Here is a 20005-nt window from a genome sequence, read left to right on the forward strand (position 1 = left end):
TCTGTTCGCAATAGTTGGGTGAGCGCGCAGCATGGCGCATCGAGCCGGTGTGATGGCTCGCGGGCAGCATAGCCGTGGGCGGGCGCGCGCGCCAGTTCGGGTATGCCACGTGTCGCGCGGGTGCAGACGCGGATTGCCGACCACGCGATCCGGAGGGCCAATGTGAGCGCTTCCGGCGCAATCGGCCGAACCCCATGGCGCAGGACTCATATCAGCGCCCGAGCCTGGCCATTAGCCCCACGATTTCCCGGAACACCTGGTTGCCCGTCGATGCCGCCTGGTCGATCACCTGGCTGTGCAGGTAGTACGGGCTCAGGTCCAGCCCGACGCCGATCGCGCCGATCTCGACCTGGCCCGCCTGCTCGTGTCGCGACACCACCTCGCGCAGATGGTGGTCGAGGTAGTGCGTGTCGTTGGCGAGCTGGGTGGCGCTGTCCATCGGCGAGCCGTCGGAGATCACCAGCAGCAGCTTGCGTTCTTCCGCGCGTGACAGCAGGCGGGCGCAGGCCCAGTCGACGGCCTCGCCATCGATGCCTTCGCGGAACAGGTCGGCCTTGAGCAATGCCGAGATGGAAGGGCGCGCGCGGCGCCACGGCGTCTCGCCGCTCTTGAAGACCAGGTGGCAGCGCTCGCTCAGCCGGCCCGGGTGCGGGGGCTTGCCGGCGCGCTGCCAGTCGCGCATCGCACGGCCGCCGTTCCACGCGCCGGTGGTGAAGCCGAGCACTTCGCTGGTCACGCTGGCTTGCTCCAGTGCGCGCGCGAACACGTCGACCAGCATCGCGACCGACTCGGCATGAGCCTTCATCGAGCCCGAACAGTCGATGAGGAAGGTGACGCAGCAGTCGGCCACGGGCTCGTGCCGCTCGCGGCGGAACAGGCGCCGCTCGGTCGGGGAGGCGATCAACTGCGCAAGGCGGCGGCCGTCGATGCTGCCTTCCTCCTGGCCACCGTCCCAGCCGTCGCGCGCCGGCTCGGCGAGCAGCGCGCGCAGTTCGCGCGCGAGGCGGGCCACGTTGACGCCCTGGGCGGCGATGCGGCGGTCGAGCTGCTCGCGGTATCCCACGAGCACGGCCTTGCGCGCGAGCGTGGCGGCCTCGTGCTCCCGGTCGTAGGTGGTGGTGAACACGCGGTAGCCGCCAGCCGCATCGTCGAGCACCTTGCTGCGGCCCGCGTCGGCCACTGCGAAAGCCTCCTCGAACTCGCGGTCCATCTCGGCGATGAGGCTGAAGAGCTGGCGCTGGTTGTCGGATTCGGTTTCGCTGCTGGAGGCGTCGCGTGGGTCGTCGCCCGCATCGTCGAGCATGCCGGCGACGGTGCCAGCAATCGACAGTGCATGTACCGCGAATGCGGCTTGGTCGGTGCGGTCTCGACGCAGGCCCGCCAGCGCGTGGCCGATGAGCGGCGAGAGCGCGAAGCGGGTGGCCTCCAGCATGTCCTCGGTTTCTTCCAGCACTTGCTCGCCATGCACGCGGGCGCGGCAGATCTGCGCGACGGTGTAGAGCAGCAGTCCCTTGGCCGTGTCGGTCATGCCCGAATGGTGGAAGGCCAGCGACCATTGCGCGTGCCGGTGCCGCAGGTTGCGAACCATGCCGGGCATCGATGGGGGCGCCATTGATTCGCAGCGGAACTGTTCCAGCATATCGAAGATGAAGCGCTCGACCGCCGGCTCCGGCTTCAGCCGCGCATGCAACTCGGAATCGGATGCGCTGAGGCGCAAGGCGATGCCATCGGCCGCACCGCGGAACGAATCGAAGTCGTCGGTGTCCGGGGAGGGATGCAGGTGTGGTGCGAACCAGGGCAGCGGCGCGTTTCCGCGATGCAGTCGTCGCCCGCGAAAGTGCAGGTCGCGCTCGCCGCTCACCGCACGGATCGCAGCGGCGCAGAGTTCTGCGATACGCTGCTCTTGCCGGATGCGCTGCTGCAGGTCGCTCATGTCAGCGCTCCATTGCGCTGAGCGCAACACGCGTCGCATGCGACTCGAACCACGGCGAGAGCGCGGGCCGAGGACACCGGGTATTCCCCTCCGCGAATGTCCCCCGGCCTTCGGCCTCCTCCTTTATTTCGCTGCGGGGAACACCCGATGCCCTCGCCCCTGGACAAGCAGCGTCGTGCCGGCCGATCAAACACTGCGTGTCCGGTTGGATCACGTCGATGGTGTGCTCTGCGCAGCGAAATAAAGGAGGAGTCGGCAGCCGAAGGCTGACGGCGGGGGACATTCGCGGAGCAGAGTACGCCGTCGGCGTGATCCCGCCCACCGCCGACGAACTCGCCTGGCTGAGAAGGTCGCAAGCGTTTCATTTCCAGTGCCCGCTGTCAGGGTCAAGTCACGGAAAGCATCGCTGGAAATACTCCGCGACCAGGGGCCGCTCCGCCTCGTCGCACTTGTTGACGAACGAGAGCCTGAAGGCCAGTTCAGCGTCGCGGAAGATCTCCACGTTCTCGGCCCACGTGATCACCGTGCGCGGCGACATCAGTGTCGACAGGTCGCCCGCCGCGAAGCCCTTGCGCGTGAGGTCGGCCACCGCGACCATCCTGGCAACCATTGCATGCCCTTCGTCATTGGCCAGCGATGGCACGCGCGCCTGCACGATGGCGATCTCTTCCTCGCGCGGCAGGTAATCCAGCGAGGCGACGATGTTCCACCGGTCGATCTGCGCATGGTTCAGCCGCTGCGCCCCGTGGTAGAGCCCATTGAGGTTGCCCAGCCCCACCGTGTTGGCCGTGGCGAACAGGCGGAAGAAGGGATGCGGCCGCAGCACACGGTTCTGGTCCATCAGCGTGAACTGGCCGTCGCGCTCCAGGATGCGCTGGATCACGAACATCACGTCGGGCCGGCCCGCGTCGTACTCGTCGAAGATCAACGCCACCGGCCGCTGCAGCGACCACGGCACGATGCCCTCCTGGAACTCGGTCACCTGCTGGCCGTCGCGCAGCACCACCGCGTCCTTGCCGACCAGGTCGAGCCGGCTGATGTGGCCGTCGAGGTTCAGGCGCACGCAGGGCCAGTTGAGGCGCGCGGCGACCTGCTCGATATGCGTCGACTTGCCGGTGCCGTGCAGCCCCTGCACCATCACGCGGCGGTCGCGCATGAAGCCGGCGAGGATGGCCAGCGTCACGTCGGGGTTGAAGCGGTAGACGGCGTCGATCTCGGGCACGTGCTCGTCGCGTTCGCTGAAGGCGGGCACCTTGAGGTCGGTGTCGATGCCGAAGGTGTCGCGCACGCTCAGCAGGCGGTCGGGGAGGAGGGCGGCGGTGTCGGTCACGGCGTGCGGTCTCGTGTTCTCTGTGGGGGCGTCATGCGCGGGCGCGGGTGTCGGGGTCGACGTCCATGCCGAGTCGGCTCAGCGCCAGCGCGGCGCGCCGCAGTGCGGGCAGCAGCTTCCTGGCCTTGGCCATGTCGAGCCGCATCACGGGCGCCTGCACCGCCAGGCAGAGGTTCGAAGGACCGTAGGGGTTGGGCACCAGCGCGGCAATGCACAGCAGGCCGGGCAGGAACTCCTCGTTGTCGAAGGCATGGCCGTCCTTCTGCACGCGCTCGATCTCGGCCTCGATCTGCGCCAGGTCGGTCAGCGTGCTGGGGGTGTAGGCCTCCAGCGGCACGTTGGCCAGCAGGCGGCGGCGTTGCGCCGGATTCATCTGCGCCAGGAACACCTTGCCGCTGGCCGAGCAATGCACCGGCACGCGCGAGCCGGGGTGCAGGTAGAAACGCAGCGGCGCGGCCGTCTCCACGCGATCGAGGTAGACCACCTCGCCGCCGGAGAGCGCGGTGAGGTTGCAGCTTTCGCCGACTTCCTCCACCAGGCGGCGCAGCACCGCATGGCGCGCGCCGTGCAGGCTGTCGTTCATGAGCAGGTTCTCGGCCAGGCGGCGCAGGCGGGTGCCCATGCCGTAGTGCCGGCCATCACCCTCCCGCTGAAGCAGTCCTGCGCCTTCCAGTTGTTGGAGCATGCGGTGAAGCGTAGGCTTGGGCAGTCCCATCTCCTCGACGAGGCCCTGCAGCGAGTAGCGCTGGTCCTTGGCCGCGATGGTTTCGAGCAGCGCGAAGAGGCGCATCGCCGGCGTGTCGGCACTGCTTTCCGGCACTGCTTGCGCCACTGGCTCGGCCTTCCGGCCCTTGACGATCTTCATGGGGCGCGATCATAGTCTTTTGCAAAAAATAGTACATAACGTTCCGAAAATTGAAATTGGTTTGACGCCGACCCGGTCCGCACCTATATTCGGCGCCATGCGAATCCGGAACAGCGCGTTCCATCTTTCGTGGCACCGTCCCGCCGCCTTCCCCGATCCACCAGGAGACTTTCCATGACCCAACAGCCCCCCGCGAATACGCGCACCGCCGTCACCGGCGTGCAGAAGATGACCCCCTCGGAAGCCTTCGTCGAGACCATGGTGGCCAACGGCGTGACCGAGATGTTCGGCATCATGGGCTCCGCTTTCATGGACGCGATGGACATCTTTGCGCCGGCCGGCATCCGCCTGATCCCGGTGGTTCACGAACAGGGCGGCGCCCACATGGCCGATGGCTATGCGCGCGTGTCGGGCCGGCATGGCGTGGTGATCGGCCAGAACGGCCCCGGCATCAGCAACTGCGTGACCGCCATCGCCGCCGCCTACTGGGCGCACAGCCCGGTCGTGATGATCACGCCCGAGACCGGCACCATGGGCATGGGCCTCGGCGGCTTCCAGGAAGCCAACCAGTTGCCGATGTTCCAGGAGTTCACCAAGTACCAGGGCCACGTGGTCAATCCCAAGCGCATGGCCGAGTTCACCGCGCGTTGCTTCGACCGCGCCATCTCCGAGATGGGCCCGACGCAACTCAACATCCCGCGCGACTACTTCTACGGCGAAGTCACCTGCGAGATCCCGAAGCCCATGCGCGTGGAGCGCAGCGCCGGCGGCGAGAACAGCCTGGCCGCTGCCACCGAACTGCTGGCCACGGCCAGGTTCCCGGTGATCCTCTCGGGTGGCGGCGTGGTGATGGGCGACGCGGTGGAAGAGTGCAAGGCACTGGCCGAACGCCTCGGCGCACCCGTATGCAACGGCTACCTGCGCAATGATTCCTTCCCCGCCAGCCATCCGCTGTGGGCTGGCCCGCTGGGCTACCAGGGCTCCAAGGCCGCGATGAAGCTGATCGCGCAGGCCGACGTGGTGATCGCGCTCGGCTCGCGCATGGGCCCCTTCGGCACGCTGCCGCAGCACGGCATGGACTACTGGCCGAAGGACGCGAAGATCATCCAGGTCGAAGCCGACCACACCAACCTCGGGCTGGTGAAGAAGATCACCGTCGGCATCCACGGCGATGCCAAGGCCACGGCCAAGGAACTGCTCAAGCGCCTCGACGGCAAGACGCTCGCCTGCGATGCCAGCAAGGCCGCGCGTGCCGAAACCATCAAGGCCGAAAAAGCCGCATGGGAGAAGGAACTCGACGAGTGGACCCATGAGCGCGACCAATTCAGTCTCGACGCCATCGAGGAAGCCAAGGGTGAGAAGACCCCGACCGGCGGCACCTACCTGCACCCGCGCCAGGTGCTGCGCGAGTTGGAGAAGGCCATGCCGCCGCGCGTGATGGTCTCGACCGACATCGGCAACATCAACGCCATTGCCAACAGCTACCTGCGCTTCGACGAGCCGCGCAGCTTCTTCGCGCCGATGAGTTTCGGCAACTGCGGCTACTCGCTGCCGACCATGATCGGCGCCAAATGCGCGGCACCGGATCGCCCGGCCGTGGCCTATGCCGGCGACGGCGCCTGGGGGATGAGCATGGTCGAGATCATGACCGCCGTGCGCCACGACATCCCGGTGACGGCGGTGGTCTTCCACAACCGCCAGTGGGGCGCGGAAAAGAAGAACCAGGTCGACTTCTACAACCGCCGCTTCGTCGCGGGCGAACTTGAGAGCGAGAGCTTCGCCGGCATCGCCAAGGCGATGGGTGCGGAAGGCATCGTCGTGGACAAGCTGGAAGACGTCGGCCCGGCGCTGAAGAAGGCCATCGACATGCAGATGAACGAAGGCAAGACCTGCGTGATCGAGATCATGTGCACGCGGGAACTGGGCGATCCGTTCCGGCGCGATGCGTTGTCGAAGCCGGTGCGGTTCCTGGACAAGTACAAGGACTACGTCTGAGCTTGCCCTGGCCTGCCGTCGACGATTGTTCGCAGAGCTTGGCCTGTCATCGACGGTAGAGCCAGCCTGCGAGGAGGCTGGTGATCCGGGGCATCAGGACGTAGGTCATGAGCGCCACCACGATCGCCGCCGACGCCAGGTGCTCTGACCAGGTATTGCGCAGGAAAGGCATTGCGTCCGAAACGATTCTCACGAGCCGCGGGACGATCATCGTCAGCGGGAAGATGACGGCCAGCGTGACCAGGAACTGCTTGTAGCGCCGGGCCTGCTTCTGTCCCGCCGCCGGGTGGAACCAGAACTCGAGCCCGCTCCGCGTCTCGATCTCTTCTTCGCTCTCCAGCAGCGGCAGCACCTCCTGCAGCAGTTCCTGGCGCGCGGCCGAAACGAGCCAGTCCTGCGCATGGAATAGCGAATCGAAGCGGATGGTGATCGTGTAGAGCATGCTGCCAGGTGCGGGATGGATCACATGCACGCCGCGGTGGCCCGGGAATCGCTTCGCGATTGGCACGATCTGCTTCAACCACGCCTCATAGGCCGGGATCGCGTCCGGACGCAAGCTGTGCCTGATCACGGCAGTGATGCTCTCGCCTCGCGGCAGGGGCCGCGCCGCGACATCCTTCAGGGTTGCCGTGCGCAGCCCTGGCTCCCGATCATCGTTTGTGGCATTCGGCATGTCCGCGTGCATGACTCACGCGCCTTCGGTCACCAGGTGCATCGCAGGTGCAACCGCTGTTTCGTCCATCACGGCGTCGTGCGTTCGATAGCGCTCGGCCATGGCTTGCTCTTCGGGCGTGCGGATCTGCGCCTGCATGTAGGCGCCGAGCGCGCGCGCATGGCTCACGATGAAACGGCCGAACGCGAGCCGGCCCTTCTCGTAGACGCGCAGGGCGGTGGCGATGTCGTCGTTGCCCTGAAGCGCGTCTACCAGCGCGACGGCGTCGCCAGCGGCCTTGGTCACGCCCATGCCGCAATGGGGACGCGCGACGAACGCCGCGTCGCCGAGCAACGCGACTCGATCGAACGCGAGTCGCGGACTCTCCAGGTCGAAGATCGGCTGGAAGAAAAGGCTCTCGGTCTTGTGCACCACCTCGGCGAACTGGGGCGCCAGTACCTCGTCGGCGGATCGGCGTGCCTCGGCCAGCACCTCCGGCCGGATCAGCGGCGGCGGGATGCCGTCCGGCCAGGTCTTGCCGGACGCGTCGGTCATCATGTCCCGCAGGGTCGTTGCTTCGTCCGCAGGCCGGTACCAGACGAAGTTGTAGCGGCGCTTTCCGGGTTCGACCGCGTTGCCCTTGCCGGCCACCGGATAGGCAATCATCTGCTCGCGCGGTGGCAGGCCGAACGCGAAGTACGGAAAGAGTTCCTGGCGCGCGCGTGGCGACAGGCTCGACTCCTCCACCAGCCCGCGCCATGCAATGTAGCCCGCGTAGGCCGGCGTCGCACCAGGCAGCAATGACTGTCGGACCGCGGAACGCAGGCCGTCCGCCGCCAGCAGCAGGTCGCCGCGCACCTGCTCGCCGTCCTTGAAGGTGGCGGTGATCGACGTCTCGTCCTGCGTGAACGACACGAATTGCTTGCCGTTGTGATAGCGGGCGTCCGGGATGCCCGAGCGCAGCACGTGGTACATGTGGCCCCACGCCGTCAGCTTCTGCGGCATGTCGCGCGCGCCACGCACGCTGCCGTCCTGCGCCAGTGTGATGCGCTGCCTGACCTCGACGCCGAAATCGTCGTCGACCGCGATGCCGGCGGTCGCGAGGGCCGCCATGAGTTCGGGATGCGTCACGATGCCGGCGCCGCGACCCTGCAGTTCGTCGGCGACGCGCTCGTAGACGTGCACATCCCAGCCGGCGCGCAGCAGCATGTTGGCGGCGAACAGGCCGCCGAGGGAGCCCCCGATCACGATGGCTTTTCTGGAAGAAATCATCTTGTCTCCTTGCTGTTCTGCGCCCTCAGGCGCGAGTCGCTTCATGGGAGGGATAGTTGAGCTCGATGGTGACTCCCGACGGGTCTTCCACGAACACCTGGTGCAGGCCCAGGCTCGGCACGGTGCGTTCGCGGAAGACGCAACCGGCCTGGTCGAGGCGGCGATGCATGTCGGGCAGGTTCGTCGCGAGGAAAGCCAGGTGGTCGACTGCGGCGCTGCCGTAAAGGGTTTCTTCGCCTTTGGCACCCAGGTAGTCGTCCAGTCCCTGCGGATCGTCCTTGTCGATCCCGATCAGGTGAACGACGCCGAACTCGGCCTCGTCGCCTCCGCGGTAGAGCCAGTGGCCGGGAAAGTCGAAGGGTGGCCGGAAACCTTCGCGCAGTCCGAGGACCTCGACATAGAACTTGCGCGAGGCTTCGAGCCGGGTGCTGCGGATCGAATAGTGGGCGAGCTTGGCGATCGACATGTGCATCCTTTGCTATTAAGTAATCAATAGATAAATAGTAAGACGTTCCAGAGTCGGCTGCAAGCGCTTTTTCCACCGCCTCTTGTCGTTGCTAGACGAACGGGCTCAATCGCGCCGGGACTTCAGCACCTGCGGCACGCCCGACAGGAAGGCATCGACCCGGAGGCCGATGACGCGGTTCAGGTCCTTCGGGGTCGGCATCTCGTAGACCCACTTGCGCACGCCGATGTAGAAAACGCTCGAATGCATGGCCCAGACCAGTTCGACCTCGTCGTCCTCGGCCTCGGCATCGCCGGGCTCGGGGATGTCGTAGTCGTGGCGAAGCTCGCGCGCGATCAGCAGGAAATGCCGCTCGCGCAAGCGCGCCATGTACCGCTGGTTGATGCCGCCGCGGCTGAGCCCCGCATAGATGAAGATGCGTACCCATTCCCCTCGAAGTATGAAGCGGGCGTAGTCCTCGAGGTAACGCTTCAGCCGGTCGGCCAGTGGCACCGAGCGATCGGCCAGCCACTCTTCCCACTCCGGGTTCCAGCGCCGCACGAAGACCTCTTCGTACACCCGGTCGATCAGCGCCTCCTTGGTCGGGAAATAGCGATAGAGCAGCGGTTGCGTCACGCCCAGTTCGCGTGCCAGGTCACGGGTGCTGGCATCGAAGCCGTGGCGCGAGAAGAAGGCGATGGCTGCCTGCAGGATCTGGTGTTCCCGGTCTTCCGGTGCCAGCCGGCGCCGCGGCGCCGTCGGGGCGTCCGACGAGTTCGGCGCGCGCTGCTTTTTGGAGGTCGAGCCAGGGATGCGAGCCAGCGCCATGTGAGGTTCCTTCAGGGTTTTCCCGGTTTGTTTATCGATTGACAAATTATATTCGACGCATCAAAGTTATCGAACGATAAACAAGACAGGAGCTTTCATGACCAGGACCTCGCTTTCGATCGCCCGCCGCCTCTTCCCCATGGCCCTTGCGCTGGCCGGCGGCGTCGCGTACGCACAGCAACAACCGCCGATCCGCATCGGCCTGCCCGTTCCACTGACCGGCCCCTACGGCGCCGAGGCCAAGGACCAGGCACGCAATGCCGAGCTCGCGGTGAAGGAATTCAACGATGCCGGTGGCCTTGCCGGGCGCAAGGCTGAACTGCTGGTGCGCGACGACAAGCTCAATCCCGGTGAGGCCGCAACGCGCACGCTCGAACTGCTCGAGAAGGACCACGCCAACTTCATCGTCGGTGGCCTGTCGGCTGCAACGCAGCTGTCGATCAACAATGTGACGCGGCAGCGGAAGGTGATCTACATCTCGATAAGCCAGTCGGACGTGATCAACGAGGCGAGCGACGCCGGTCCGTACACCTTCCACGAAGCACTCAATCCACACATGACCTCGCAGGCGGTGGGCCGCTACCTGTTCAGGAAGGGCAGCCGGATCGCGTTCCTGACGGCCGACTACGCCTACGGCCAGGAGATGACACGCGGCTTCACGCGGGTCGCGAAGGAAATGGGTGCGGAGGTGGTCGGCGAAGTGAAGCACCCGCTCGGACAACAGGACTACTCCACCTTCCTGCCCCGGATCCAGGCGATGAAGCCCGACATCCTGGTCTTCAACAATTTCGGACGCGACAACCAGATCTCGATCAAGCAAGCCGCCGACTTCGGCATGAAGAAATCGATCAAGTTCGCCACGCCCATCATGACCTACACCTCGCGCGTGGCGGGCGGCGCAGCAACCTATGACGGCGTGGTCGGAGGCACCCAATACCTGTGGACGATCCAGGACGCCACGCCCTCCGCACGCAGCTTCAACGCGGCCTTCAAGGCGGCCAATGCGGGCCGGCTGCCGTCGGACTATGGCGCGATGGCGTACTCGGCCGTCAAGTCATTGCTGCTCGCCGTGCAGGCAGCCGGCAGCAGCGATACCGAGAAGGTGGCCAGCGCGCTGCGCTCGCTGAAGTACGACACCTACAAAGGCCCGCAGTACTACCGCGCCTGTGACCAGCAATCGGTGCAATCGGTGCTGGTGATCGAGTCGAACCCGAAGGACGCGAGCGACCCGGACAATGTCTTCAGGCTGGTGCACACCGAGCCCGCCAGCGAGAAGCTGCTGCGCTCCTGCGCCGAACTGGGCCTGAAGGGCTAGGTGCGCGCCATGGATGGCATCACTCCCCAACTGCTGGCGCTGCAGCTCTTCACCGGGCTGGCACTGGGCGCGATCTACGTGCTGCTGGCCGTCGGCCTGTCGCTGATCTTCGGCATGCTGACGGTCGTCAACTTCGCGCACGGCGCCTTCTTCATGCTGGGCGCCTACGTCGGCCTGTTCGCCGCCGAGCAGACCGGCAGCTTCTGGGCGGCGCTGGTGATCGCGCCGCTGGTCGTGGCCGCCATCGGCATGCTGTGCGAACGCTGGCTGATCCGACCGCTGTACGGTCGCGGGATCGATTACCCGCTGCTGCTGACCTTCGGCCTGGCCTACATCATGGTCGAGGGCGTTCGTATCGTGTTCGGCAAGTCTGGCGTGCCATTCGATACGCCCGACATCCTGCAGGGCGCGACCAGCCTGGGCTTTGCGGACTTCCCGACCTACCGCCTGTTCGTCATCGGGGTGGTTGCCGTCCTGCTTTTCGCGCTGTGGCTGCTCATCGAGCGAACCTCGTTCGGATTGATCGTGCGGGCCGGAGCACGCGACCCGGTGATCGTGCGGGTGCTGGGGGTGGACGTGTCGCGCGTCTGGCTGATCGTGTTCGGCGCAGGCACCGGCATTGCGGCGCTGGCCGGCGTGCTGGCCGCACCGCTGCAGGGTGTATCGCCCGAGATGGGGTCGTCCGTGCTCACGGTGGCGTTCGTCGTCACGGTTGTCGGAGGCATGGGCTCGTTGATGGGGGCAGTGGTCGCCGGCCTGCTGGTCGGCGTCGTCGAGAGCCTGGCGGTGCTGTTCGTTCCGGAAGCGGCCAAGGTGTCGATGTTCGTGATCATGGCCGGCGTGTTGCTGGTGCGTCCGCAGGGCCTGTTCGGTCGCGCGGGCTTGATGGCTTGAGAGGTACCGACATGAAAGACATCCTTGCCGCGACCGCTGAGCCGGCGCTTGCCCTCAAGGCCAGTGCAGCTTCCGACGCCGCCACGCGAGTGCGGTCGGCATCGGCCCTCATCGCTCGCCATCGCGTGCTGGCCACCCTCACTTTCTTCGCAGTCTTCCCGTGGCTGATGCCCTACCAGTCGCTGGCCATCAACATCCTCATCTATGGGTTGTATGCCGTCGGCTTCAACCTGCTGTTCGGCTACACCGGCCTGTTGTCCTTTGGCCATGCCGCCTTCCTCGGCGTGGGCGCCTACACGGCCGGCATCCTGATCGCGCAACACGGTGCCGCCTGGTGGTGGGCCATTCCGGCCGCCGTTGCGATGGCGTGCGTGGTGGCGCTGGCGATGGGCTTGCTGGCCATCCGGACGCGTGGCATCTACTTCGCGATGGTGACGCTGGCGCTTTCGCAGTGCGTCTACTTCCTGGTCTACCAGTTGCCGGCTTCAGGCGGCGAGAACGGCCTGCGCGGCGTGAACGTCGGCGAGATCAGCGCATTCGGCCTGCACCTGAATCTGCTCGATCCGATGCCGAAGTACTACTTCATCCTGGCCTTCGTGGCGCTCGCGATGGTGCTGCTGTCACGAATCCTCGCATCGCCTTTCGGAGGCGCGGTCGAGGCGGTGCGCGAAAACGAAGCCCGTGCTCGCGCCTGCGGCTTCGACATCGATCGCACCAAGCTGCTCGCGTTCGTGTTGTCGGCGGGCTTCTGCGGGCTGGCCGGCGCGCTGAACGCGATCCACCTTTCGAGCGTGCCGATCGAGACGCTCGACTACGCGACCTCCGGCATGGTCGTGATGCTGTGCCTGCTCGGCGGCATGGGCACCTACTTTGGCCCATTCGTCGGTGCAGCGCTGTTCCTGGCGATCCAGGACGTCGCCTCGGCATGGACCGAGCACTGGCAGCTCTATGTGGGGGCGGTGTTCGTGCTGTTCGTGCTGTTCTTCCCCAAGGGTGTGTGGGGCACGCTGCTGCAAAGGATTCAACATGACGCACGCTGAAGCCATCATCGAGACGCGCGGCGTCTCCAAGCAGTTCGGTGGCTTCACCGCACTGAAGGACGTCAGCGTCGCCATCCGGCCGCGCGTACTGACATCCATCATCGGACCCAACGGCGCCGGCAAGAGCACTTACTTCAACCTGCTGTCGGGTGCGTTCTCGCCAAGCCATGGCCGCCTCTTCTTCGAAGGCCGCGACATCACCGGCCTGAAGCCGCACGAGTTTGCGCACATCGGCATCGCCAAGTCGTTCCAGATCACCAACCTGTTCCCGAACTTCACGGCGCTGCAGAACGTGCGCATCGCGTTGCAGGCACAGGTGTCGCGCTACGGCCTGTGGCGCCGGCGTTCGGCATTGACCGCGCTGGCTGACGAAGCCGCGACCTTGCTCGACACCGTCGGCCTGGCCGATCGTGCAGGCCGCCTGGCGCGTGAATTGGCACACGGGCAGCAGCGCGCGCTGGAGATCGCCGTCGCGCTGGCAGCGCATCCGAAACTGCTGCTGATGGATGAGCCCACGGCCGGCATGAGCCCCGAGGAAACGAAGACCATGATGACCCTGATCCGCAAGCTGGTGGGGGAACGCACCGTGGTGCTGGTCGAGCACAAGATGAAGATGGTGATGGGCATCAGCGAGCGAATCGTCGTGCTGCATCACGGCGAGTTGATCGCCGAAGGCACGCCAGACGACATCCGCGCCAACGACATGGTCAAGCGCGTGTACCTTGGTCAACGCGAACATTGAAATCGGAAGAACAACACCATGCTCGAAATCAACGACCTGCACGCCTGGTACGGCACCAGCCACGTGCTGCAATCCATCAGCCTGAAGGTGAACAAGGGCGAACTGGTCTGCCTCATCGGACGCAACGGCGCGGGCAAGACGACGACCGTGAAAAGCGTGGCCGGGCTGATCGCCAGGACGCGCGGCTCGGTACGCTTCGAAGGCGAGGAGATCCTCGGCCTGCCGGCGCATGCCCGCTTTGCACGCGGCCTGGCCTACGTGCCCGAAGAGCGGCGCATCGTGCCCGGCCTCTCGGTTCGGGAGAACATCCGGCTGGGCCTGCTCGCGTCGCCGTTGCGCAGGCGCGAATCGGATGTCATCGAGGAGATCGCGGAAACCTTTCCGCGCCTCAAGGAGCGGCTCGACCAGCAGGCCATCACCATGTCCGGGGGCGAGCAGCAGATGCTTGCCATCGCCCGTGCCGTGGCATCCCAGCCGAAGTTCGTGCTTCTTGATGAACCGTCCGAGGGCATCATGCCGCTGCTGGTGGACGAGATGTTCGAGTACTTCAATACGCTCAAGAAGCGCGGCGTCACGATCCTGCTGATCGAGCAGAACGTCGAGCTGGCGCTGGGCATCGCCGACAGGGCCTACATCCTCGACCAGGGCGAGATCGTGTTCACCGGCACAGCGCAAGCCATGCTCGCGGACGCCGCGATCCAGGAGCGGTACTGCGCGGTGTAGCTGGCAAGCGTTTGTGGGCGCCCACGGAACGGGCAGGTCAGCGTCGAGTTTTCACCTGTGCCCCGCGCGGCGCTGTCGCGCTGCAATGCGCCAGGAACTCCGTCGTCGCGCGCCCGAGCCGCTTCTCCCGATGCAGCACGATCGACAGCTTGCGCGCCGCCTTGGGCAGCCTGGTGCGCAGCTCGACCAGCCGTCCATCGCCCAGGCTCTGCGCCACCGCGAAGCGCGACAGGCAGCCTAGGCCGTCGCCCGCTGCGACCACGCGCTTGATCGCCTCGCTGCTGCCGAGTTCGAAGCCCACGCGCACCTGCTCGAGGTTCTGCATCAGCCAGTGGTCGGTGGCCAGCCGCGTGCCGGAGCCGTGCTCGCGCACTGCCCAGGTGGCCTGCGACAGTTGCGCCGGCGTGGCAATGCGGCGTGCCAGCGGATGGTTGGGCGCCGCGAAGATCACCAGTTCGTCGTTGAGCCAGGGGTGCACCACCAGGTCGGAATGCGTCTGCGGACCCTCGATGAAACCCACGTCCACATCGAAGCCGGCCACCGCCTCCGAGACCTGGAAAGTATTCATGATGCGCAGGTGCACGTGGCTCCTGGGATGCAGGCGCGTCCATTGCGCGACCAGATCGGGCAGCAGGTATTCGCCGATGGTGAAGCTCGCCGCGACGCGCAACGGCGCCGCGTGTTCGGCGCTGAAAAGCGATTGCAGTTCGGCCGCCTGTTCGACCAGCGCTTGGGCCTTGGGGAGCAGGGCGCGGCCGTTCTCGTTGAGCACCAGGCGGCGGCCGATGCGGTCGAACAACTCGGCGCCCAAGGCGGCTTCCAGCTCTGCCAGCGCGGTGCTCGCGGCGGATTGCGAGCGTGACACGCGGTCGGCCGCCGCGCGCGTGCTGCCGCCACGCGCCGTGGCGACGAACACCTCGACCTGCCGCAGGTTCAGCCGCAGCCGGCGGAAATCCTGCTGATTCGATTTTTCGATCATTCTGAACAATATTCTCCGCTTTTTCCCTTGAGCGCCTTTGCCTACGATCGTGCGCACACGTGTCCACACATGCACACGACAAAAGGCCCACGGTGTTCAACTTTCTCTCGCGCGAACCGCTTCACGATCCGCTTGCCTCCCCAACCCCCGCCGCGGAATGCGAGGTCAAGACCACCACCTGCTACATGTGCGCCTGCCGCTGCGGCATCCGCGTGCACCTGCGCGAAGGCGAGCACGGCCCGGAGGTTCGCTACATCGACGGCAACCCGGCGCATCCGCTCAACAAGGGCGTGATCTGCGCCAAGGGCTCGTCGGGGATCATGAAGCAGGTGTCCCCGGCGCGGCTCACCCGGCCGCTGCTGCGCAAGCCCGGCAGCGAGCGCGGGGCAGGGGAGTTCGAGCCGATCAGCTGGGAGCGCGCCTACGAGATCCTCACCGAGCGCCTCGGCAGGATCCGCGCGACCGACCCGAAGAAGTTCGCGCTCTTCACCGGCCGTGACCAGATGCAGGCGCTCACCGGCCTGTTCGCGCGCCAGTTCGGCACGCCCAACTATGCGGCGCATGGCGGCTTCTGCTCGGTCAACATGGCCGCCGGGATGATCTACACCGTGGGCGGCAGCTTCTGGGAATTCGGCGGGCCGGACCTCGACCGCGCCAAGCTGTTCGTGATGATCGGCACCGCGGAGGACCATCACAGCAACCCGATGAAGATCGCGTTGTCAAAGTTCAAGCGCGAGGGTGGTCGCTTCATCTCGATCAATCCGGTGCGCACCGGCTACTCGGCCATCGCCGACGAGTGGATTCCGATCAAGCCCGGCACCGACGGCGCCCTGTTCATGGCGCTGCTGCACGAACTGATCGCCAGCAACCTCATCGACCATGCCTTCCTCAAGCGCTTCACCAACGCGCCGCAACTCGCGGTGCTGGACGACGGTGAGCGCGAAGGCCTGTTCGCCTTCGACCCCGATCGCGGCCCGCCCGGCGATGGCCGCAATCCGCACAACAAGCTGATCTGGGACCGCGCCGACAACACGGTGAAGCCCGCCTACCCCGAAGGCATCGGCGAGGGCTGCGACCCGGCCCTCGAAGGCCGCTACACCCTGGCCGACGGCACGCACGTCGCGCCATCGTTCCAGCTGCTGCGCGACCGCGTGGCGAGCTGCACGCCGGAGTGGGCGTCCCTCATCACCGGAATCGATGCCGACCGCATCCGCAAGCTGGCGCGCGAGATGGGCGAGACCGCGCTGCAGCAGGCCTTCGAGCTTCCGATACCGTGGACCGACGCCTGGGGCAAGGTGCATCCGACCACGCAGGCGCGGCCGGTCGCCTTCCATGCGATGCGCGGGCTGGCGGCGCATTCGAATGGCTTCCAGACCGTGCGTGCGCTGGCGGTGCTGATGAGCGTGCTCGGCACGATCGATGCGCCGGGCGGCTTCCGCCACAAGGCGCCGTATCCACGGCACATCGTGCCGAACTACCGTGCGTTCAACTCGCCCGAGATGATCCAGCCGAACACGCCGCTCAACGCGGCGCCGCTCGGGTTTCCGGCGAGTCCGGACGAGCTGGCGATCAATGCCGACGGTTCGCCGATCCGCATCGACCATGCCTTCTCATGGGAGCATCCGCTGTCGGCCCACGGGCTCATGCACAACGTCATCACCAACGCGGTGCGGGGCGACCCGTACCGCATCGACACGCTCATGATCTTCATGGCCAACATGGCATGGAACTCGAGCATGAACACGATGGGCGTGCGAGAGATGCTCAACCGAAAGGACGAGAAGGGCGAGCACATGATCCCCTTCCTGGTGGTGTGCGATGCCTTCCAGAGCGAGACGGTGGCCTTTGCCGACCTGGTGCTGCCCGACACCACCTATCTCGAGCGGCACGACGTGATGGGCATGCTCGACCGGCCCATCAGCGAGTTCGACGGGCCGGTGGATTCGGTGCGCGTTCCCGTCGTGCCTCCGACGGGGGAATGCAGGCCCTTCCAGGAGGTGCTGATCGAGCTGGCGTCGCGCCTCAAGTTCCCGGCGTTCACCACGCCGGAAGGTGGGCGCAAGTTCACCGGCTACCCCGATTTCGTCGTCAACTTCCAGCCGCAGCCGGGCATCGGCTTCCTGATGGGATGGCGCGGCAAGGACGGCAGCGAGCACCTGAAGGGCGAGCCCAATCCGAAGCAATGGGAAGCCTACGCGCAGAACAACTGCGTGTTCCAGTACCACATGCCCGAGTCCATGCACTACATGCGCAACTGGAACCGCGAGTACCTCGACTTCGCCAAGGACAAGGGTTGGCGCCAGCGCAACGATCCGGTGCAGCTCGCCCTGTATTCGGACACGCTGCAATCCTTCCGCCTGGCTGCGCAGGGCAAGACCCCAGGCCGCCAGCCGCCCGACGAGTTGCGCGAGCGCATCGCCAGGTACTTCGATCCATTGCCCTTCTGGTACCCGCCGCTCGAGGACGCGGTGACCGACCGCGAGGCCTTCCCGCTCAACGCCATCACGCAGCGGCCGATGGCGATGTACCACTCCTGGGATTCGCAGAATGCCTGGCTGCGGCAGATCCACAGCCACAACTACCTGCATGTGAATCCGGTGACCGCGAAGGCGGCCGGCATCGAGGATGGCGGCTGGTGCTGGGTGGAAAGCCAATGGGGCAAGGTGCGCTGCATGCTGCGCTACAGCGAGACCGTGGAGCCCGGCACCGTGTGGACCTGGAATGCGATCGGCAAGGCGGACGGCGCCTGGCAACTGGCACCCGGTGCGGACGAAGCGCGCAAGGGCTTCCTGCTGAACCACCTGATCACGGAGGAGTTGCCGTTTGCCAATGCGCATGGCGGGAAGACCATCAGCAATTCCGATCCGGTCACCGGGCAGGCGGGCTGGTACGACGTGCGCGTACGCATACGGCCGGCGCACCCTGAGGAACCAAAGGAGAGCTTTCCGCAGATGAGAACGATGCCCGCCACACCGGGCGTGATCGGCAAGGCCGTGAGCGTGTTGACCTACTTTGCCGGGAGGCGCAAATGATCCAGTGGCTGAAGGACTTGCTGTCTCCTCCCCCTCTCCCGCTGGCGGGAGAGGGCAGGGGTGAGGGTGGTGGCGGGGCGGGCGCGGTGGCGATGAGGGAGGGTGCACCCTCACCCCAGCCCTCTCCCGCCAGCGGGAGAGGGAGTGAAGTCAGGTGGGAGCCGGGGGACACGCTGGCGAAGCAATTGGCGCTGGTCATCGACCTCAACGTCTGCGTCGGCTGCCACGCCTGCGTCACTTCCTGCAAGCAGTGGAACACCTCGGGCAGCGCGGGCGCGCTCGTGGACCAGAACCCCTACGGCGCCGATCCCACGGGCACCTTCTTCAATCGCGTGCAGACCTACGAGGCCGGCGAGTACCCGCTCACCGAGACCATCCACTTCCCCAAGAGCTGCCTGCACTGCGAAGACCCGCCCTGCGTGCCGGTCTGCCCGACAGGCGCCAGCTACAAGCGGAAGGAAGACGGCATCGTGCTGGTCGACTACGACAAGTGCATCGGCTGCAAGTACTGCGCATGGGCCTGTCCCTACGGCGCGCGTGAGCTGGACGAGGAGCGGCAGGTGATGACCAAGTGCACGCTGTGCGTCGATCGCATCTACGACGAGAAGCTGCCCAAGGAGGACCGCAAGCCGGCGTGTGTGAAGGCCTGTCCGACCGGCGCACGGATCTTCGGCGATGTGAAGGACCCGAACTCGGAGGCGTCGAAGGCCATCCGCGAACGCGGCGGCTACGCGCTGATGCCCGAATGGGAAACCAGTCCGGCCAACCAGTACCTGCCGCGGCGCGTGACAGAAGTGGTCGGCGAGGCGTCCAGGGTTCAGCCGCGCGTTGGAGGCCAGCCATGAACCCGGCGTTCTCGGTCGTCATCTTCACGACCATCGCCGGCGCGGCGCAGGGCCTGGTGGTGGCGCTGGCTCTGGCAAGGTCGGCCGGCTTGGCAATGGCGCCATCGTTCATGAGCGTCGCTCTGACGGTCGCAGAGGCGATGCTGCTGATCGGCCTCGGCGCTTCCTTCGCGCACCTCGGCCGACCCGAACGTGCCTGGCGCGCCGTGCTGATGTGGCGCACGTCCTGGCTGTCGCGCGAGGTGATCGTGCTGCCGGCATTCATCGGCGTGGTCGCGCTCTGGTGGCTGGCGCTGCGCGCGGGCGTGGATGGCCTACTCCTGCCGCTCGTCGCCATCGCTCTGGCCGCATTGCTCTGGTATTGCACGGCGATGATCTACGCCTGCCTGCGCTTCATCCAGGAATGGGCGCAGCCGCTGACGCTCGTCAACTTCACGCTCACGGGCTTGTCGTCGGGCTTGATCCTCATCAGCGCGCTTGCGGCCTTGCTCGGGCAGCAGCACTTGCTCGCTGCCACTGGCCCCGCGGCGCTGACGGTGACTTTGGCCGCGTGGCTCACCCGCACGCTGGCGCTGCGCCGCAATGCCGCGCTCAAGCACAAGTCCACGCTGCAATCCGCCACCGGCATCCGCGCGGCGAAGCTGGTGCAGAAGTCGATGGGCATGTCGGCGGGTTCTTTCAATACTCGCGAGTTTTTCCACAAGGCCGGGCAAGCCGCGCTGGGGAAGGTCAGGCTAGCCTTGATCGTGCTGGGGTTCGCGGTGCCCACTGTGCTCATGCTGTGGGGCGTCGCGGCAGGCTCAAGGGCCGCCTTCGTGCTCGCGTTGCTGGTGCAGATCCCGGGGCTTCTTGCGGACAGGTGGTTCTTCTTTGCGCAGGCGAGACATCCGCAGAACCTCTATTACCAGGTGGTGTCGTGAGGCATGCCTCGGTGCAACGCCAGACAACGCAACCGCCAAAACGTGTCATGCTTCCACGCGCCCCGCGCAGCCCGCGGTGCGGCTCGCACCTATTGCGTGCGAATTGCACCAAGCGCAAGGGTAAGTCCCCATCGGCTGGCTCCATGGCCGAAACGGTGCTGGCACTTTGTGGCGGCACTCGATGGGTGCAAAGTG

Annotated in this window: 17 protein-coding genes; 9 read left to right on the forward strand and 8 right to left on the reverse strand. The window is 66.1% G+C overall.

Features of this window, described 5'->3' with window-relative positions; all coding sequences use genetic code 11:
- Positions 1-211: 211 nt before the first annotated feature.
- The 3 genes from HCU76_RS11035 to HCU76_RS11045 all read right to left on the reverse strand — a co-directional run bounded on the left by HCU76_RS11035 (position 212) and on the right by HCU76_RS11045 (position 4128).
- Positions 212-1933 carry a cobalt chelatase gene (locus tag HCU76_RS11035; RefSeq protein ID WP_218509255.1) on the reverse strand — a complete coding sequence of 574 codons (1722 nt, stop codon included), beginning with the start codon at positions 1931-1933 and terminating at the stop codon, positions 212-214.
- Positions 1934-2324: 391 nt separating this feature from the next.
- Entirely contained in the window at positions 2325-3263 is a 939-nt protein-coding gene (locus HCU76_RS11040) for an AAA family ATPase (RefSeq protein ID WP_213953635.1), read from the reverse strand.
- A 31-nt stretch (positions 3264-3294) separates the two neighbouring features.
- Positions 3295-4128 carry an IclR family transcriptional regulator gene (locus HCU76_RS11045; RefSeq protein ID WP_218509256.1) on the reverse strand — a complete coding sequence of 278 codons (834 nt, stop codon included), beginning with the start codon at positions 4126-4128 and terminating at the stop codon, positions 3295-3297.
- 174 nt (positions 4129-4302) lie between these two features.
- On the opposite strand from HCU76_RS11045, the gene xsc reads away from it, so the two are divergent.
- The gene (xsc, locus tag HCU76_RS11050; RefSeq protein WP_218509257.1) at positions 4303-6123 is read left to right on the forward strand and encodes a sulfoacetaldehyde acetyltransferase; all 1821 of its coding nucleotides are present in this window, start codon (positions 4303-4305) and stop codon (positions 6121-6123) included.
- A gap of 46 nt (positions 6124-6169) precedes the next feature.
- Here the strand turns inward: xsc and HCU76_RS11055 are convergent, their stop codons facing one another.
- From HCU76_RS11055 to HCU76_RS11070, 4 genes are all read right to left on the reverse strand, one after another.
- Positions 6170-6796, reverse strand: a complete 627-nt coding sequence (locus tag HCU76_RS11055; protein ID WP_218509258.1) for an antibiotic biosynthesis monooxygenase — start codon at positions 6794-6796, stop codon at positions 6170-6172.
- A 15-nt stretch (positions 6797-6811) separates the two neighbouring features.
- Positions 6812-8047 (reverse strand): FAD binding domain-containing protein, encoded by a 1236-nt coding sequence (locus HCU76_RS11060; protein ID WP_218509259.1) that lies wholly within the window; start codon positions 8045-8047, stop codon positions 6812-6814.
- Between the two features lie 25 nt (positions 8048-8072).
- The gene (locus tag HCU76_RS11065) at positions 8073-8513 is read right to left on the reverse strand and encodes a VOC family protein (protein ID WP_218509260.1); all 441 of its coding nucleotides are present in this window, start codon (positions 8511-8513) and stop codon (positions 8073-8075) included.
- 105 nt (positions 8514-8618) lie between these two features.
- Positions 8619-9320 (reverse strand): TetR/AcrR family transcriptional regulator, encoded by a 702-nt coding sequence (locus HCU76_RS11070; RefSeq protein ID WP_218509261.1) that lies wholly within the window; start codon positions 9318-9320, stop codon positions 8619-8621.
- A 97-nt stretch (positions 9321-9417) separates the two neighbouring features.
- Between HCU76_RS11070 and HCU76_RS11075 the strand changes: the two genes are divergently transcribed.
- The 5 genes from HCU76_RS11075 to HCU76_RS11095 are packed head-to-tail and all read left to right on the forward strand — an operon-like array spanning position 9418 to position 14034.
- Complete coding sequence (locus tag HCU76_RS11075) at positions 9418-10635, forward strand: ABC transporter substrate-binding protein (protein ID WP_256354121.1); 1218 nt, start codon at positions 9418-9420, stop codon at positions 10633-10635.
- Positions 10636-10644: 9 nt separating this feature from the next.
- Positions 10645-11529, forward strand: a complete 885-nt coding sequence (locus HCU76_RS11080) for a branched-chain amino acid ABC transporter permease (protein ID WP_218509262.1) — start codon at positions 10645-10647, stop codon at positions 11527-11529.
- An 11-nt stretch (positions 11530-11540) separates the two neighbouring features.
- Positions 11541-12569: a branched-chain amino acid ABC transporter permease gene (locus HCU76_RS11085; RefSeq protein ID WP_218509263.1), complete on the forward strand. Its 1029-nt coding sequence runs from the start codon at positions 11541-11543 to the stop codon at positions 12567-12569.
- On the forward strand, positions 12556-13311 hold the full coding sequence (locus HCU76_RS11090) for an ABC transporter ATP-binding protein (protein ID WP_218509264.1): 756 nt from the start codon (positions 12556-12558) through the stop codon (positions 13309-13311). Before HCU76_RS11085 ends, HCU76_RS11090 begins: the two co-directional genes overlap by 14 nt.
- Before the next feature lie 18 nt (positions 13312-13329).
- Positions 13330-14034 (forward strand): ABC transporter ATP-binding protein, encoded by a 705-nt coding sequence (locus tag HCU76_RS11095; RefSeq protein WP_218509265.1) that lies wholly within the window; start codon positions 13330-13332, stop codon positions 14032-14034.
- A gap of 37 nt (positions 14035-14071) precedes the next feature.
- Here the strand turns inward: HCU76_RS11095 and HCU76_RS11100 are convergent, their stop codons facing one another.
- Complete coding sequence (locus tag HCU76_RS11100; protein WP_218509266.1) at positions 14072-15013, reverse strand: LysR family transcriptional regulator; 942 nt, start codon at positions 15011-15013, stop codon at positions 14072-14074.
- Between the two features lie 92 nt (positions 15014-15105).
- Here HCU76_RS11100 and HCU76_RS11105 point away from each other — a divergent pair, with 92 nt between their 5' ends.
- Genes HCU76_RS11105 through HCU76_RS11115 form a run of 3 tightly spaced genes read left to right on the forward strand, consistent with a single transcriptional unit; the run spans position 15106 to position 19810 of the window.
- A complete protein-coding gene (locus HCU76_RS11105) occupies positions 15106-18045 on the forward strand; it encodes a molybdopterin oxidoreductase family protein (RefSeq protein ID WP_218509267.1) in 2940 nt (979 codons plus the stop codon).
- Positions 18042-18890 carry a 4Fe-4S dicluster domain-containing protein gene (locus tag HCU76_RS11110; RefSeq protein ID WP_371319791.1) on the forward strand — a complete coding sequence of 283 codons (849 nt, stop codon included), beginning with the start codon at positions 18042-18044 and terminating at the stop codon, positions 18888-18890. Before HCU76_RS11105 ends, HCU76_RS11110 begins: the two co-directional genes overlap by 4 nt.
- A complete protein-coding gene (locus HCU76_RS11115) occupies positions 18887-19810 on the forward strand; it encodes a DmsC/YnfH family molybdoenzyme membrane anchor subunit (protein WP_218509268.1) in 924 nt (307 codons plus the stop codon). The genes HCU76_RS11110 and HCU76_RS11115 overlap by 4 nt, the downstream gene beginning before the upstream one ends.
- Positions 19811-20005 lie beyond the last annotated feature (195 nt).

This window comes from Variovorax sp. dw_308 (genome assembly GCF_019207085.1).
Taxonomy (GTDB): domain Bacteria; phylum Pseudomonadota; class Gammaproteobacteria; order Burkholderiales; family Burkholderiaceae_C; genus Variovorax.

Bases quoted from the DNA above. Each gene is read 5' to 3' on its own strand.
- HCU76_RS11090 (WP_218509264.1), top strand. From the start codon at position 12,556: ATGACGCACGCTGAAGCCATCATCGAGACGCGCGGCGTCTCCAAGCAG.
- HCU76_RS11095 (WP_218509265.1), top strand. From the start codon at position 13,330: ATGCTCGAAATCAACGACCTGCACGCCTGGTACGGCACCAGCCACGTG.
- HCU76_RS11055 (WP_218509258.1), bottom strand. From the start codon at position 6,796: ATGCCGAATGCCACAAACGATGATCGGGAGCCAGGGCTGCGCACGGCA.
- HCU76_RS11110 (WP_371319791.1), top strand. From the start codon at position 18,042: ATGATCCAGTGGCTGAAGGACTTGCTGTCTCCTCCCCCTCTCCCGCTG.
- HCU76_RS11035 (WP_218509255.1), bottom strand. From the start codon at position 1,933: ATGAGCGACCTGCAGCAGCGCATCCGGCAAGAGCAGCGTATCGCAGAA.
- HCU76_RS11060 (WP_218509259.1), bottom strand. From the start codon at position 8,047: ATGATTTCTTCCAGAAAAGCCATCGTGATCGGGGGCTCCCTCGGCGGC.
- xsc (WP_218509257.1), top strand. From the start codon at position 4,303: ATGACCCAACAGCCCCCCGCGAATACGCGCACCGCCGTCACCGGCGTG.
- HCU76_RS11075 (WP_256354121.1), top strand. From the start codon at position 9,418: ATGACCAGGACCTCGCTTTCGATCGCCCGCCGCCTCTTCCCCATGGCC.
- HCU76_RS11065 (WP_218509260.1), bottom strand. From the start codon at position 8,513: ATGTCGATCGCCAAGCTCGCCCACTATTCGATCCGCAGCACCCGGCTC.
- HCU76_RS11115 (WP_218509268.1), top strand. From the start codon at position 18,887: ATGAACCCGGCGTTCTCGGTCGTCATCTTCACGACCATCGCCGGCGCG.
- HCU76_RS11100 (WP_218509266.1), bottom strand. From the start codon at position 15,013: ATGATCGAAAAATCGAATCAGCAGGATTTCCGCCGGCTGCGGCTGAAC.
- HCU76_RS11080 (WP_218509262.1), top strand. From the start codon at position 10,645: ATGGATGGCATCACTCCCCAACTGCTGGCGCTGCAGCTCTTCACCGGG.
- HCU76_RS11085 (WP_218509263.1), top strand. From the start codon at position 11,541: ATGAAAGACATCCTTGCCGCGACCGCTGAGCCGGCGCTTGCCCTCAAG.
- HCU76_RS11070 (WP_218509261.1), bottom strand. From the start codon at position 9,320: ATGGCGCTGGCTCGCATCCCTGGCTCGACCTCCAAAAAGCAGCGCGCG.
- HCU76_RS11045 (WP_218509256.1), bottom strand. From the start codon at position 4,128: ATGAAGATCGTCAAGGGCCGGAAGGCCGAGCCAGTGGCGCAAGCAGTG.